The organism is Cupriavidus sp. H19C3 (assembly GCF_049393815.1).
GTDB lineage: Bacteria > Pseudomonadota > Gammaproteobacteria > Burkholderiales > Burkholderiaceae > Cupriavidus.
Window position 1 is genome coordinate 2,616,484 of record NZ_CP184985.1, and the last position, 14,562, is coordinate 2,631,045.

The window sequence follows — 14,562 nt, forward strand, 5'->3', positions numbered from 1 at the left end:
CTTCGCGAAGTTATATCCATGACGAATTTTTTATCATCTTATTTCGACAAGACAATTCTTCCCGCGCATTACCCTGCTGCCAAACAGAATGCGATTCGCCTCATCGACGCCAGGCTCGCTGATGCACGCGTCGCTGCTCGCCGGCAGGTTCACCCCGCAAACCGGTACCCCACGCCCACCTCCGTCAACAGGTGGGCCGGCTGGGCCGGGTCAACCTCGAGCTTGTGCCGCAGGTGGCCCATATACACACGCAGATAGTGGCTGCTCTCCGAGTGCGAGGGGCCCCACACTTCGCGCAGCAATTCGCGATGCGTCATGACCTTGCCGCGGTGCGCGATCAGTACCGCCAGCAGGCGGTACTCGATGGGGGTCAGGTGTATCGCCGCCTCGCCACGCGTCACCAGCCGATTGGCAAGATCCACCTTGACTTCGCCAAACGCGATCTGCGGCGTGCCGAGCGGATTCGCCTTGGCGTGCCGTCGCAGCAACACGCGTACGCGCGCAACGAGTTCGCCCACGCCGAACGGCTTGGTCAGGTAATCGTCGGCGCCGGCATCGAGTGCGGCGATCTTGTCGGCCTCGTCGGCGCGCGCGGACAGCACCAGCACAGGCACTTCGGTCCACGTGCGCATTTCGCGGATCAGGGTCATGCCGTCGCCATCGGGCAGGCCGAGGTCGAGAATCACGACATCGGGCTGGCGCGTGCCGGCATCGATCAGGCCACGCTTGAGCGTGTCCGCTTCATGCACCGTGCAGCCTTCCGCCTGCAGCGATTCGCGCACGAAGCGGCGGATATGGGGTTCGTCCTCGACCAGCAGAACCGTCGGCGAATAATCGAATGGCATGTCAGAAGGATTCCTTGTCGACTACCGGCACCACCGTTGGCGGGCTGTGCGCGTCGTCGTCCGCCAGTTCCGGTTCGATCGCCGGCGGATTGCCGCGCGGCAACGCGAGCGTGAAGCGTGCACCGGCTGGTATGCCCGAGACGGGCGCCGGATCGGCCCAGATGCGGCCGCCGTGGGCCTGCAGGATGGCATCGCACACCGCGAGGCCGAGCCCCACGCCGGCGGTGGCCGACTCCCGCTCGCCACGCGTGAATTTCTCGAAGATCTGGCGTTCCTTGCCGGGCGGCACGCCGGGTCCGTCGTCCTCGACGATCAAATGGACTTCGTCGCCGGCCACGTCGCCGCGCACGCGGATCTCGGTGCCGGGCGCCGTATATTTGGCCGCGTTTTCCAGCAGGTTGCACAGCACGCGCTCCATCAGCACGCCATCGCACTCGACCAGCGGCAGCAACGACAGATCGCCGACGCGAACGCGATGCCGCGCCAGCGCATCGCGCATGGACGCCAGCGCCGCGCCGACCAGTTCCTCCAGGGATTGCCAGCCGCGCTGCAATGGCACGTCGTGGCGCTGCAACCGCGCCATATCGAGCAGATTGACCACCATCGTGCGCATGCGCTGCGCCTGTTGCCGCATCGCATCGACGGTCACGGCGACCTCGGCGGCAAGCGGCGGCTCGGTGCGCTGCAAGGTTTCGGCCATGCCGATCAGGCCGGTCAGCGGCGTGCGCAGGTCATGCGAGACCGCCGCCAGCAGCGAACTGCGCAGGCGCTCCGATTCGATCGAGACGAGCGCCTTCTGCGCGACCTCGACGTAGTGCAGCCGCTCGATGGCAATCGCGATCAGCGTGGTGAACACGTCCACCTGCCGGCGCAGTTCCGGTTCGGCAAGCGCACGCCACGCACGCGGCTCCACCGCCAGCACCCCGCGCGTCTGCATCGGCGCCTTCAGCGGCAGGTATAGCACCGTGCTGCCTGGCAGCGTGTGGGTGCCGGTACCGGCCGGCTGGCCGTGATCGAACACCCATTGGGCGAGCACCTTGTCGATGGCCTCGCCCTTCTTGAGATCGTCGCCCTCGCGCATGGCGCCGCCCGGATGCAATGGCGCGAGGCGGCCATGGGCGTTCACCAGGAAGAAGGTCGCATCGGCATCGAACGCGGCACGCAGAAAGCGGCTGCCGATCTCCACGATCTGCTCCTGCGCCAGCGCCGCGGACAGCTCGCGCGCCAGTTCGTAAAGCGTGCGCGCATCGGTCTCGCGCCGCACCGCCACCTGTGCCTGTTCGCGCAAGCCTGCCGTGAGCTGGCCGATCACCAGGCCGACCGTCAGCAATACCAGGAAGGTCAGCAGGTACTGCACATCGCTGACGGCAAACGACATGCGCGGCGGAACAAAGAAAAAATCGAACGACGCCACCGCCAGCACCGAGGCCAGCGCGGCAGGTCCGCGGCCATGACGGAGCGCCACGCCGACCACGGCGGCAAGGAACAGCATGGCGATATTGACCTGATCGAACCACGGCCGCGCGAGCGTGGACAGCGCCGTGGCACCGGTCACCCACAGCAGCGCCCAACCGTAGTCGCGCTGGCGCGCGCGTCGCTGCGCCGCCAGTCCTTCGTCATCGTCGGGCAACGCGGGCGGGCCGTCACCGCCCACGCCGGCAGCCTGCATGCGCGGCCGCAGGTCGGCGCGCGTGGTATCGGCGGCCACGCGAATCACGTCGATCTCCGGACACCCCGCCGCCAGCGCATCGGCAAAGCTCTGCCGGCCCAGCAGTCGATGCCCGACACCGAGCGCCGGCGCCAGCAGATCGCCGAGCAACGCACGGCCCCGTTCGAGCCAGCTGCCTTCGCGCGGCGCCCGGTTGCGCAAGCGTCCCACCATGACCTTGGTCAGGTTATGGCGGCGCACATAGCCCGCCACCGCCTGCACCATATCGTGACCGCCCAGCGTTTCCGTGCGCGCACCGAGCTCCTCGGCAAGCTGCATCGCGGCCTGGATACGCATGCGGTCGTCGTCGGCGAGCGGCGTCAGGCGCGGCGTGGCGATGGTCACCACATGCCAGTCGCAATCGAGCTGGCTGGCCAGCCGGCGCGCGCTGCGCACCACCTGTTCGGCGTCGTCGCCGGCGCCGATGCATGCGAGCACCGCCTCGCGCGTGCGCCATACCGGTGCGATCGCCTTGGCGTCGCGATAGGCGCGTACATCGTCGTCGACCCGATCGGCGGTGCGACGCAGCGCGAGTTCGCGCAGCGCAATCAGGTTGCCCTTGCGAAAGAAATGGCGCGCCGCATGCCGGGCCTGGTCAGGCAGGTAGACCTTGCCCTCGCGCAGGCGGCGCAACAGTTCGTCGGCGGGCAAATCCACCAGCACCACGTCGTCGGCGCCATCGAACACCGCGTCGGGGACGGTCTCCCACACGCGTACGCCGGTAATGCCGCCGACTGCCTGGTTCAGGCTATCGAGGTGCTGCACGTTGACCGTGGTCCAGACGTCGATGCCGGCCGCCTGCAATTCCTGGATATCCTGCCAGCGCTTGGGATGACGGCTGCCGGCCGCATTCGAATGCGCGAGTTCGTCCACCAGCACCAGCGCGGGCCGCCGCGCGAGCGCGCCGTCGAGGTCGAACTCCTGCAGCACGCGGTCGCGGTAGGGGACGTCCTTGAGCGGCAGGCGCTCGAGACCTTCGAGCAGGGCCTCCGTTTCCGCGCGGCCGTGGGTTTCGACCACGCCGATCACCACGTCGACGCCTTGCGTGCGCAGCGCACGCGCCGCCGTGAGCATCGCGAATGTCTTGCCGACCCCGGCCGAGGCACCAAAATAGACCCGCAGCTTGCCACGCGCGGCGCGTGCGCCCTCCGCCTGCATGCGTTGCAGCAGGTCGTCCGGATCCGGGCGGGTAACGGGAGCGGTCATGGCGATGTGGGGACGGGTCGCTGCGATTCTGCCACGACGGCATCACCGATGGCGTCCCTGCCCCGGTCATCCCGGCGCCGGCGATCCCGGATCACTTGACCGCGTCTAGCGCCAGGTTCAGCTGCAGCACGTTCACGCCCGGCTCGCCAAGCACCGCGAGCCCCGGCTCGTCGGTATGGGCGGCGATCAGCGCCTCGACCTTCTCCAGCGGCAGGCCGCGCAGGCGGGCCACGCGCGCGGCCTGGTACCGCGCCGCCGCCGGGCTGATATGCGGATCGAGTCCGCTGGCCGAGGCCGTGACCAGGTCCACCGGCACCGGCGTCCGGTTGTCGGGATCGGCCGCGCGCAACGCATCGATACGCGCGCGCGCGGCATCGGTCAGCGCGGGATTGGTCGGCCCGAGATTGGAGCCCACCGACGCCGCCGCGTTGTACGGCATCGGCGCCGTGGCCGACAGGCGACCCCAGAAGTACTTCGGATCCGAGAACGGCTGCCCGATCAACGCCGAACCCACCGCCTTGCCGTCCTTGACGATCAGCGATCCGGCGGCCTGATGCGGGAACAGCGTGCGCGCGATGCCGGTGACCAGGCCCGGATACAGCAGCCCCGTCACCACCGACAGCACGACGAAAACCGTCAGTGCCGGGCGCATCAGTCCCGGCTGCAGCGGCGTATTGGCGGGCTGGCCGTTGCCGGCCGGGCGTTGTGTTTGCATTTGCGTTTGCATGGCTTGCGTATTCATCAGTGGCCCGGTCCCGGCCCGAAGCGGCGGCGGGACCAGCCTGGTAATGACGTCGCGTTGTGCGGCGTCGGGTGGCGCGAGGTCCGGGTGGCGTTCAGGTCCAGCCGAACATCACCAGCAGCAGGTCGATCAGCTTGATGCCGACAAACGGCACCACGATCCCGCCCAGCCCGTAGATCAGCAGATTGCGGCGCAACAGCACCGAGGCCCCCAGCGGGCGATACACCACACCGCGCAGCGCCAGCGGAATCAGCGCGACGATGATCAGCGCGTTGAAGATCACCGCGGACATGATGGCGGATGCCGGTGTAGCCAGACCCATCACATTGAGCAGGTTGAGCTGCGGATACGTGCTCGCGAACGCCGCCGGGATGATCGCGAAATACTTCGCCACATCGTTGGCCACCGAGAACGTGGTGAGCGAGCCGCGCGTCATCAGCATCTGCTTGCCGATCTCGACAATCTCGATCAGCTTGGTCGGATTGCTGTCGAGGTCGACCATGTTGCCGGCCTCGCGCGCCGCCTGCGTGCCGCTGTTCATCGCCACCGCCACGTCGGCCTGCGCGAGCGCCGGCGCATCGTTGGTCCCGTCGCCGGTCATCGCCACCAGGCGGCCTTCGCGCTGGAAGTCGCGGATCATCGCGAGCTTGGCTTCCGGCGTGGCCTCGGCAAGAAAGTCGTCGACACCCGCTTCGGCGGCAATCGAGGCCGCGGTCAGGCGGTTGTCGCCGGTGATCATCACCGTGCGGATGCCCATCTTGCGCAGCTCGCCAAAGCGCTCCTTGATGCCGGTCTTGACGATGTCCTTGAGCTCGATCACGCCGAGCACGCGTACGCTGTCCTCGGTGCCGATGCTGAGCGACTCCGCCACCACCAGCGGCGTGCTGCCGGCGCGCGCCACATCGTCCACCGCCTGCAGCACCGACTCCGGAAACTTGCCGGCGCGCTCGGTCACATAGCGGCGCACCGCGTCGGCGGCGCCCTTGCGCACGCTGCGCAACTGGTTGCCGGTGGTCACGTCCACGCCGCTCATGCGCGTCTGCGCGGTGAAGGGTACGAACACGGGCGCACCGAGGCTGCGATTGCCGAGCTCGGGCGCGCTCACGCCCGGCAACTGGCGCGCCAGCGTCACGATGCTGCGCCCCTCCGGCGTCTCGTCGGCGAGCGACGACAGCCACGCGGCTTCGGCCAGCTGGCGCTCGCTCACCCCGGGCGCGCAGATAAAGCGCGCCGCCTGGCGATTGCCGTGCGTGATGGTGCCGGTCTTGTCGAGCAGCAGCACATCCACGTCACCGGCGGCCTCCACCGCGCGGCCCGAGGTGGCGATCACGTTGGCTTCCATCATGCGGCTCATGCCCGCCACCCCGATCGCCGACAGCAGGCCGCCGATCGTGGTCGGAATCAGACACACCAGCAGCGCCACCAGCACCGTCACCGACACCGGCACGCCAAGCCTGGTCACCAGCACCGCATACAGCGAGAACGGCTGCAGCGTGGCGGTGGCGAGCAGCAGCACCAGGGTCAGGCCTACCAGCAGGATGGTCAGCGCAAGCTCGTTCGGCGTCTTCTGGCGCTTGGCGCCTTCGACCATGCTGATCATGCGGTCGATAAAGCTTTCGCCGGGATTGGTCGTGATGCGTACCACGATCCAGTCGGACAGCACCCGCGTGCCACCCGTCACCGACGAGAAGTCGCCGCCCGACTCGCGGATCACCGGCGCCGATTCGCCCGTGATGGCGGACTCGTCGACCGAGGCCACGCCTTCGATCACCTCGCCGTCGCCGGGGATCATGTCGCCGGCCTCGACCAGCACGATATCGCCCTTGCGCAGGTCCGTCGCCGCGCGCGGCTCGGTGGCGGTGGGCGCACGATAGTCCTGGCGGCCCGCCCGCACCAGGCGCGCCGTCACGGTGGTCTTGAGTCCGCGCAGCGCGGCCGCCTGCTGCTTGCTGCGGCCCTCCGCGAGGGCTTCGGCGAAGTTGGCGAACAGCACCGTGAACCATAGCCACACCGTCACGGCCAGGATAAAGCCCGCCGACTCGCCGCCCGTGGCAGGCACCAACAGCGCGCGCAGGAACAGGATCGTGGTCAGGATGCTGCCCGCGTACACCACGAACATGACGGGGTTGCGCAGCTGGTCGCGCGGCGCCAGCTTGCGCAACGCGTCGACGATCGCCGGCTTGACCAGCTCGGGCGCGAACATGCCGCCACGCGGCGGACGCACGGTACCGCCCGAGCCGCCTCCGGCGCCACCGGCGCGACCCGGCATCGTCGTGGCCGACACATCCTGTACCGGTTGTTTGGCGGTGGCGCCACCCTGGGCGCGCGTCACCGTGGAATCTTGTTGCATGCGATTCTCCGCAAGTTACTTGGCAGCGGCCGTGGCCGCCGCAGGCTGCAGTTGCTCGGCGACCGGACCCAGCGCCAGCGCGGGCACATAGGTCAGGGCGCCAACCAGCAGCACCGAACCCACCAGCAGCACGACGAACAGCGGACCGTGCGTGGGCATCGTTCCGGCCGTGGCCGGCGTACGCTTCTTGGCCGCCAGCGAACCGGCCATGGCCAGCACCGGCACGATGATCCAGAAGCGGCCGAACCACATCGCTGCGGCCAGCAGCACGTTGTAGAACGGCGTATTGGCGGACAGCCCCGCAAACGCACTGCCGTTGTTATTGGCGGCCGAAGACAGCGCGTAGAGGATTTCCGAGAAGCCGTGGGTGCCGGGGTTGAACACGCCGGCGCGGCCCGGATCGACCAGCACCGCGATGGCCGTACCCACCAGCACCAGCAGCGGTGTGACGAGGATCGCCACGGCGGTCATCTTCATCTCGTAGGCCTCGATCTTCTTGCCGAGGTACTCGGGCGTGCGGCCGATCATCAGCCCGGCGATAAACACCGCCAGCACCGCATAGACCAGCATGCCGTAGAGGCCCGAGCCCACGCCGCCGAACACCACTTCGCCGAGCTGCATCAGCAGCATCGGCACCAGGCCGCCGATCGCCGTGAACGAGTCGTGCATGGCGTTGACCGCACCGCACGATGCCGCGGTGGTGATGGTGGCAAACAGCGAGCTCGCCGAGATGCCGAAGCGGACTTCCTTGCCTTCCATGTTGCCGCCGGCCTGCAGCGCGGACGCGGCATGATCGATCGGCAGGCCGGCCAGTGCCTGCGTAAGATGCGATTCCGCCGCCATCGCCGCCAGCGCCATGACGACGAAGATCGCCGTCATCGCTGCCAGCACCGCCACGCCCTGACGGCGGTCGCGCACCATCTCGCCAAACGAGAAGCACAGCGCGGCCGGGATCAGGAAGATCGCCAGCATCTCGAGCAGGTTGGAGACCGGCGTGGGGTTCTCGTAAGGATGCGCCGAATTGGCGTTGAAGAAGCCGCAGCCGTTGGTGCCGATCATCTTGATGGCTTCCTGCGAGGCCACCGGGCCCATCGCCAGCGTCTGGGTGCGCGTGGTGGCATCCTCGGTCACGGGCTTGCCATCCTTGTCGAGCACGGGCTGGCCGGCCGCGTCCACCTTCGGTTGCGTATAGGCGACCTCGGAGACCAGGCTCACATCCTTGTACGCGTCGAAGTTCTGGATCACGCCCTGCCCCACCAGCACCACCGCCATGACAATCGAGAGCGGCAGCAGGATATACAGCGTGCAGCGCGTCAGATCGACCCAGAAGTTGCCGATGGTGCGCGCGGTATGGCGCGCAAAGCCGCGTATCAGTGCAAACACCACCACGATGCCGGTCGCCGCCGACATGAAGTTCTGCACGGTCAGCGCCAGCATCTGCGTGAGGTAGCTCATCGTCGATTCGCCGCCATAGCCTTGCCAGTTGGTATTGGTGGCAAAGCTGACGGCAGTGTTGAACGACGAATCGGGCGAGACCGCGCCAAACCCCTGCGGATTGAGCGGCAGTACGCCCTGCAGGCGTTGCAGCGCGTAGACCGCGACCACGCCAAGCAGGTTGAAGACGATCACGGCAACGGCTTATTGCTTCCAGCCCATCTCGGCGTCGGCACGCACGCCGCCCGCGCGATACAGCAGGCGTTCGAAGGGACGGCCCCAGGCCGTCAGCCAGTAGGTCCCCTCCTCGATGGCGCGCCGCATGTAGCGCCCGAGAAAGGGCCCCACCACGAACAGGATGGCGAGATACAGGACCAGCAGGCCCACGAATTGCGTTGACATCAGAATTTCTCCGGCCGGAACAGGGCAACGAGGAGGTAGAGGAAGATCACGACGGCGAGCGCGCCGCTCAGCATGTCAGCCCATTCCATCATTGCCCCCGCTGGTCGGGCACGGCGCGCGTGGCGCCGGGGCCGTTCCGGTGAGCATCGGACTCACCGCCGCCCGGCGGCAGGGTGGTCCCAAGCGCGGCGCACAGCGCCAGCAGCGCGCCGGTGAGCGCGCCAAACCCCAACAACACAACGAAATAGATCCCGTCCATGGCAACAGCCTTGTGAGTGATTCACGGAAGGGAGGTTAGGGATTGGCGGGTAAAAAGGGGGTAGAGAGGCGGGAGGGGGGTGTAAACAGGAAATAAAAAAGGAAACGGAAACGACGAAACAAGAACGCCCGCGCCGGGCGGGCGTGCCGTCAGACCCAGCCGGCCTTATGCAACTTGCGCCACAGCCACGTGCACGCGAGCCCGGTCACGCCGATCACGGTGGGATACGCATAATGGAATTTCAGTTCGGGCATGAAATCGAAGTTCATCCCGTACAGGCTGAATATCACGGTCGGGATCGCCAGGATGGCGCCCCAGCCGGCCAGCCGCTTGACCACCTCGTTCTGGCCCACCGTGACCAGCGCGAGGTTGACCTGCACCGCCGTGGTCAGCATTTCGCGCACCACATCGAGCGTGCGCACCAGGCGGCTGGCATGGTCCTCGATATCGCGGAAATAGGCGCGCAGCTCCTTCGGCACGAGGTTCTCGTGCAGGCGGATCAGCTGGCTGCAGATATCCTCGACCGGATAGACCGCGTTGCGCAGCCTGAGGACCTGGCTCTTGATGCGATATAGCCGTTCGAGCGCGGCGCGGTCGAATTCGTCGCGGAAGATATTCTGCTCGAGCGCCTCGAAGGTGTCCTCGAGCCGGTTGACGATCGGCAGGTAATGGTCGACCACGAAATCCATCAGGGCGTAGAGCACATAGCCCGGCCCGTGCGCAAGCCCCGCCGGGTCCTGCTCGCAGCGCTCGCGCACCGGCGTGTAGGTACTGCTGGCACCGTGGCGCACCGATACCACGTAGCGCGGCCCGGCAAAGATATGCGTCTCGCCCACCACCACCTGCTCGTCGATCAGTTGCGCCGTGTTGAGCACGACAAACACCGAGTCGCCGTAGCTTTCGATCTTGGGCCGCTGGTGCGCGTCGAGCGCATCCTCGACGGCCAGGTCATGCAGCCCGAATTCGCGCTGTACCTTGCGCAGCAGCGCGAGGTCGGGTTCATGGAGCCCGAGCCAGACAAAGGTGCCGGGTTCGGCAAGCGTTTCCGAAATGTCGTCGATGTCGACCGTGCCCAGCTTCTTGCCATCGCGATAGGCCACGCTGTTGACGACTGCGCCCATGAGGTCTCCGTCCTTTTCCTTGATGCCCTGCGCGGAATGGCCTGCGCCGATGGCTGGTTGCGCATCGTAGCAAAGTGCGCCCGGGGACGACATCGGCATCCCGCTGACACGCGGCACAGCGCGTGCCCGGGCACCGCAAAGGCGACCATCGGGCACTCCCGCCCCTCGCATGCGCCAGATGCGGGCGATTTGTTACAGTTCGCTGGAAATCCGACGTTAGAATGTCGCATTTCCACGGTCAACCGACTATGTCCCAGAAGAAATCGCCACGCTTCGAGCTGCGCAGTGGCAATGTCGACGCCCTCCTTCTCGCCCTCAAGACCGCGGACACCGGCGCGCTGCGGGATGACCTCCTCTCCCGTTTCGAAACGACGCCCGATTTCTTCTCCAACGACGTGATCGCCCTCGACCTGCGCCGCCTGGAAGGCGACGAACGCGTCGCGATCGATCGCGTGATCGATACCCTGGGCTCGCTGCGCGCGCGCGCCATCGGCGTGGTGGCCCGCGCCGACCAGCGCGAGTGGGCGGAAAGCTATGGATTGCCGTTGCTGGATAGCCAGAGCCGGCGCGGTGGCCGCGAGGAAGCGGCCCGTCCGGACGACGATACGCCAGCGGCTGTGGTGCCCACGGCGGAGAATGCCGCCGTGGCAGCGCGCGCCATTCCGACCATGCTGATCGACAAGCCGCTGCGCTCGGGCCAGCAGGTCTACGCGCAGGGCGACGTCGTCATTCTCGACCTCGTCAGCTACGGCGCGGAGGTCATCGCGGAGGGCAACATCCATGTCTACGCCCCACTGCGCGGCCGTGCGCTGGCGGGCGTCAAGGGCAACCACGACGCGCGCATCTTCTGCACCTGCCTGGAGCCCGAGCTGATCTCCATTGCCGGCATCTACCGGACCGCGGAGCAGACGCTCCCGGCCAATGTGCTCGGCAAATCCGCCCAGGTTCGCCTGGCCGACGAAAAACTGATCCTGGAGCCGCTGCGGATGAAATGACCGCTGCCTTCACCGGGACACCAGACATACCTACCTAGCACCCTTACTGGACCAAAGAGCCATGGCAAAAATCATCGTAGTGACCTCCGGCAAGGGAGGCGTTGGCAAGACCACCACCAGTGCCAGCTTTGCCGCCGGCCTGGCCCTGCGTGGCAACAAGACTGCCGTGATCGACTTCGACGTCGGCCTGCGCAATCTTGACCTCATCATGGGCTGCGAGCGCCGCGTGGTGTACGACCTGATCAACGTGGTACAGGGCGAAGCCAATCTCCACCAGGCGCTGATCAAGGACAAGAAGTGCGAGAACCTGTTCATCCTGCCCGCCTCGCAGACGCGCGACAAGGACGCGCTCACGCGTGACGGCGTGGAGAAGGTCATCAACGGCCTGGTGGAAATGGGCTTCGACTACATCGTGTGCGACTCGCCGGCCGGCATCGAGTCGGGCGCGCTGATGGCGATGTACTTCGCCGACGAGGCGCTGGTGGTGACCAACCCCGAGGTGTCCTCGGTGCGCGACTCCGACCGCATCCTCGGCATCCTGGCCTCCAAGACCAAGCGCGCCAGCGAAGGTGGCGAGCCGATCAAGGAGCACCTGCTGATCACGCGCTACAACCCCAAGCGCGTGCATGGCGGAGAAATGTTGTCGCTGACGGATATCCAGGAGATTCTGCGCATCAAACTGATCGGCGTGATTCCGGAATCCGAGGCCGTGCTGCACGCCTCGAACCAGGGTACGCCGGCTATCCACCTGGAAGGCTCCGACGTGGCCGACGCCTATGGCGACGTGGTCGACCGCTTCCTCGGCAAGGACAAGCCCATGCGTTTTACCGACTACCAGAAGCCGGGCCTGCTCTCGCGCATCTTCGGCAAATAAAGGAGGACCCATTCCATGTCGATCCTGTCCTTCCTGCTGGGGGAGAAGAAAAAGTCCGCGTCGGTCGCCAAGGAGCGGCTGCAGATCATCCTCGCGCATGAGCGCAATGGCCATTCGGCCCCGGCCGACTACCTGCCCGCGCTGCAGCGCGAGCTGGTGGCGGTGATCTCCAAGTACGTGAAGATCAGCGATCAGGATCTGCGTGTGAACCTCGAGCGTCAGGACAATCTCGAGGTGCTCGAGGTCAAGATCGAGATCCCGCAGGGCTGATCCGGCGGACGGCGGCCGCGCTGCCGCCTGCCTGCCGACCGCCTAAGTGTTATCCCTCCCCTCGCCCGAGGGGAGTGCTGCATCGCAGCATGCGTACGCCGCGCGTGCTGCGTCCCCGCCTGCCCGACCTGCCCCACCTTCACCCCTCTCCCTGTTTGCACCGCGATGGCGCATGACGCATTGCACCATCCAGTCACGCTCGTGACGAGGTGTAGCGGCAAACCAACGGAATTGCACCAAATGTCGCCCTAAAGCACGCCTGGGCATCAGTTTTATGTCGAAAACTTCTTCGTTTTGTTAAATTTTCGCGGCGTTTACAGAAAACGTAGACCAATTCGTGCCGTGATCCGGCCACGAACACCACAAGACAGAAAAGGAGCACCATGAAGAAATCGCTACTAGCCCTTGCAGCCGGCCTGTGCGCTACCGGAGCCTACGCACAAACCTCGGTGACGCTGTACGGCATCGTCGACCAGAGCATCCGTTACCAGACCAACGCCGATGCCGCCAACCATAGCGTGACGCAAGTCACGAATGGCGCCATCACCAACAGCCGTTGGGGCCTCAAGGGCGCGGAATCGCTCGGTAACAACCTGAAGGCGATCTTCCAGCTCGAAAACGGCTTCGATCCGGACACCGGCCGCGCCAACCAGAATGGTTCGCTGTTCGGCCGTCAAGCCTACGTCGGCCTGTCGGGCGACTTCGGCGCCGTCAAGCTGGGCCGCCAGTACACCGAAGGCTTCAACTTCTTCGGCGACTACGATCCGCTGACCATCGGCAACTACGACAACAACGCCTGGCCGTTCTTCCTGACCCAGTTCCGTAACAACAACGTCATCAGCTACTCGGGCGCATTCAGCGGCCTGAGCGTTGGCGCCAGCTACGGCTTCGGCGAAGTGCCGGGCAGCGCGACCAAGAACCAGTACTGGGGCGCCCGCGCCGCGTACGAGTTCGGACCGTTCGGCATTGGCGGCGTGTACCAGAACGTGCGCGACGGCAACAGCAACAAGCAGCAGATGTGGGGCGTTGCCGGCAAGTACACCCTGGGACCGGCAAAGATGTTCCTGGGCTACATCGGCGGCCGCGACAACACGGGCCTGCTGGATGCCAACTTCTTCTCGCCGAACCCGGCCACCCTGCCGCCGGCCGCTTCGCGCAACTACGTGGACAACCCGCGTAAGGACGCCATCGGCTACTTTGGCGTGACCTACCAGGTCACCCCGGCCCTGGCCGTTACCGGCGTGTTCTACGGCGACCACATCAAGAACGCCTATGGCGTGAACGACAACAGCGGCAACCGCTACACCGGCGTGCTGCTGGCCGAGTACTCGTTGTCCAAGCGTACCCAGGTCTACGGTACCGTGGACTACAACAAGGTCACCGGTGGTGCCGAAGCCAACCTGCCTGGCAAGAACAACCAGACCGGCGTGGCCGCAGGTATCCGCCACATCTTCTGATCGTTGCCGGATCAGTCGACGGAAAGGCGCCTGCGGGCGCCTTTTTGTTTGGCCGGCTGCCGCGGTCCGGACGGCTGGCGCGGCGCCGGTGGCGGTGGGGCGCCCTCGAACAGCTCGAGCCGGTAGCCATGCGTATAGACCGGTGACAGTCGCGCGCCGTGCTCGTCGGTCAGCATCAGCTTGGTCCGCACGCGCGACATATGCGTATCGATGGTGCGCGACAGCGGTGCAATATCGCGTCCCCAGACCGCCGCCACGATATGGTCGCGCGACACCACGCGGCCCTCGTGGCGAAACAGCAGCATCGCCAGATCGAATTCCTTGGGCGTCAGCGCAATGTCGCGGCCATGGCGCAGCACGGTCCGCGTGGCGCCATCGAAGACAAAACAGCCGCGCTCGACGGTGGCGCCCACCGCCAGGCTCTCGGGATAGGCGCGCCGCACGAGCGCATGAATGCGCGCCAGCAGCTCCGCGGGGCGAATCGGCTTGATCAGGTAGTCGTCCGCCCCACCCTCCAGCGCCTCGACCACGTCCCGCTCGTCGGCACGGACGGTCAGGAAGGCCACCGGCTGGCGCGGATCGAGGTGCGCGCGCACCCATTGCAGTACCTCGCGCCCCGATACCCCGCTTACATTCCATTCGAGCAGCAGCAGGTCGTAGCTCTCGCCGCGCAACGCGCGCAGCAGATGCCCGCCTTGCGTGAAGGTCGTGCACGCATGCCCGGCGCCGGCCACGGTGCGGCGGATCAGCGCCGCGTCGGCCGCATTGTCTTCAAGCGATGCAATCGTGATTCCCATCGTCGTCTCTGTGCGCGCGCGTCGGCGCCCCGACACCTATTAGAGACGGCGTTGCGGCCGCTGCACATGAGACGATGCTCATTCTGTTTCCGCAACAAATGT

The 14,562-nt window shown here is 66.4% G+C and carries 12 protein-coding genes and 1 pseudogene; 4 read left to right on the forward strand and 9 right to left on the reverse strand.

Translation table 11 applies throughout. The features are described from left to right. Nucleotides 1–149: 149 nt before the first annotated feature. From kdpE to DFLDMN_RS12205, 8 genes and pseudogenes are all read right to left on the reverse strand, one after another. Nucleotides 150–845, reverse strand: coding sequence for a two-component system response regulator KdpE (gene kdpE, locus DFLDMN_RS12170; protein ID WP_423195215.1), 696 nt, complete (start codon nucleotides 843–845; stop codon nucleotides 150–152). Between the two features lies 1 nt (nucleotide 846). Beyond that, the gene (locus DFLDMN_RS12175) at nucleotides 847–3,759 is read right to left on the reverse strand and encodes a DUF4118 domain-containing protein (RefSeq protein WP_423195216.1); all 2,913 of its coding nucleotides are present in this window, start codon (nucleotides 3,757–3,759) and stop codon (nucleotides 847–849) included. A gap of 91 nt (nucleotides 3,760–3,850) precedes the next feature. Next, nucleotides 3,851–4,486: a potassium-transporting ATPase subunit KdpC gene (gene kdpC, locus DFLDMN_RS12180; RefSeq protein WP_423195217.1), complete on the reverse strand. Its 636-nt coding sequence runs from the start codon at nucleotides 4,484–4,486 to the stop codon at nucleotides 3,851–3,853. A 109-nt stretch (nucleotides 4,487–4,595) separates the two neighbouring features. Then, the gene (kdpB, locus tag DFLDMN_RS12185; protein ID WP_423195218.1) at nucleotides 4,596–6,851 is read right to left on the reverse strand and encodes a potassium-transporting ATPase subunit KdpB; all 2,256 of its coding nucleotides are present in this window, start codon (nucleotides 6,849–6,851) and stop codon (nucleotides 4,596–4,598) included. Between the two features lie 15 nt (nucleotides 6,852–6,866). Further along, nucleotides 6,867–8,687, reverse strand: a pseudogene (gene kdpA / locus DFLDMN_RS12190) (potassium-transporting ATPase subunit KdpA). Continuing rightward, entirely contained in the window at nucleotides 8,687–8,779 is a 93-nt protein-coding gene (kdpF, locus tag DFLDMN_RS12195) for a K(+)-transporting ATPase subunit F (RefSeq protein ID WP_423195219.1), read from the reverse strand. The pseudogene kdpA and the gene kdpF overlap by 1 nt, the downstream one beginning before the upstream one ends. Continuing rightward, a complete protein-coding gene (locus DFLDMN_RS12200) occupies nucleotides 8,776–8,946 on the reverse strand; it encodes a hypothetical protein (RefSeq protein ID WP_423195220.1) in 171 nt (56 codons plus the stop codon). The genes kdpF and DFLDMN_RS12200 overlap by 4 nt, the downstream gene beginning before the upstream one ends. Before the next feature lie 149 nt (nucleotides 8,947–9,095). After that, nucleotides 9,096–10,067 carry a magnesium and cobalt transport protein CorA gene (locus DFLDMN_RS12205; RefSeq protein WP_423195221.1) on the reverse strand — a complete coding sequence of 324 codons (972 nt, stop codon included), beginning with the start codon at nucleotides 10,065–10,067 and terminating at the stop codon, nucleotides 9,096–9,098. A gap of 248 nt (nucleotides 10,068–10,315) precedes the next feature. Here DFLDMN_RS12205 and minC point away from each other — a divergent pair, with 248 nt between their 5' ends. From minC to DFLDMN_RS12225, 4 genes are all read left to right on the forward strand, one after another. Then, nucleotides 10,316–11,062 carry a septum site-determining protein MinC gene (gene minC, locus DFLDMN_RS12210; RefSeq protein ID WP_423195222.1) on the forward strand — a complete coding sequence of 249 codons (747 nt, stop codon included), beginning with the start codon at nucleotides 10,316–10,318 and terminating at the stop codon, nucleotides 11,060–11,062. A 61-nt stretch (nucleotides 11,063–11,123) separates the two neighbouring features. After that, complete coding sequence (gene minD, locus DFLDMN_RS12215; RefSeq protein ID WP_423195223.1) at nucleotides 11,124–11,936, forward strand: septum site-determining protein MinD; 813 nt, start codon at nucleotides 11,124–11,126, stop codon at nucleotides 11,934–11,936. 15 nt (nucleotides 11,937–11,951) lie between these two features. After that, nucleotides 11,952–12,206 (forward strand): cell division topological specificity factor MinE, encoded by a 255-nt coding sequence (minE, locus tag DFLDMN_RS12220; protein WP_423195224.1) that lies wholly within the window; start codon nucleotides 11,952–11,954, stop codon nucleotides 12,204–12,206. 383 nt (nucleotides 12,207–12,589) lie between these two features. Then, the gene (locus DFLDMN_RS12225) at nucleotides 12,590–13,663 is read left to right on the forward strand and encodes a porin (protein WP_423195225.1); all 1,074 of its coding nucleotides are present in this window, start codon (nucleotides 12,590–12,592) and stop codon (nucleotides 13,661–13,663) included. 11 nt (nucleotides 13,664–13,674) lie between these two features. On the opposite strand, the gene DFLDMN_RS12230 is transcribed toward DFLDMN_RS12225, so the two are convergent. Continuing rightward, nucleotides 13,675–14,460: a response regulator transcription factor gene (locus tag DFLDMN_RS12230; protein ID WP_423195226.1), complete on the reverse strand. Its 786-nt coding sequence runs from the start codon at nucleotides 14,458–14,460 to the stop codon at nucleotides 13,675–13,677. Nucleotides 14,461–14,562 lie beyond the last annotated feature (102 nt).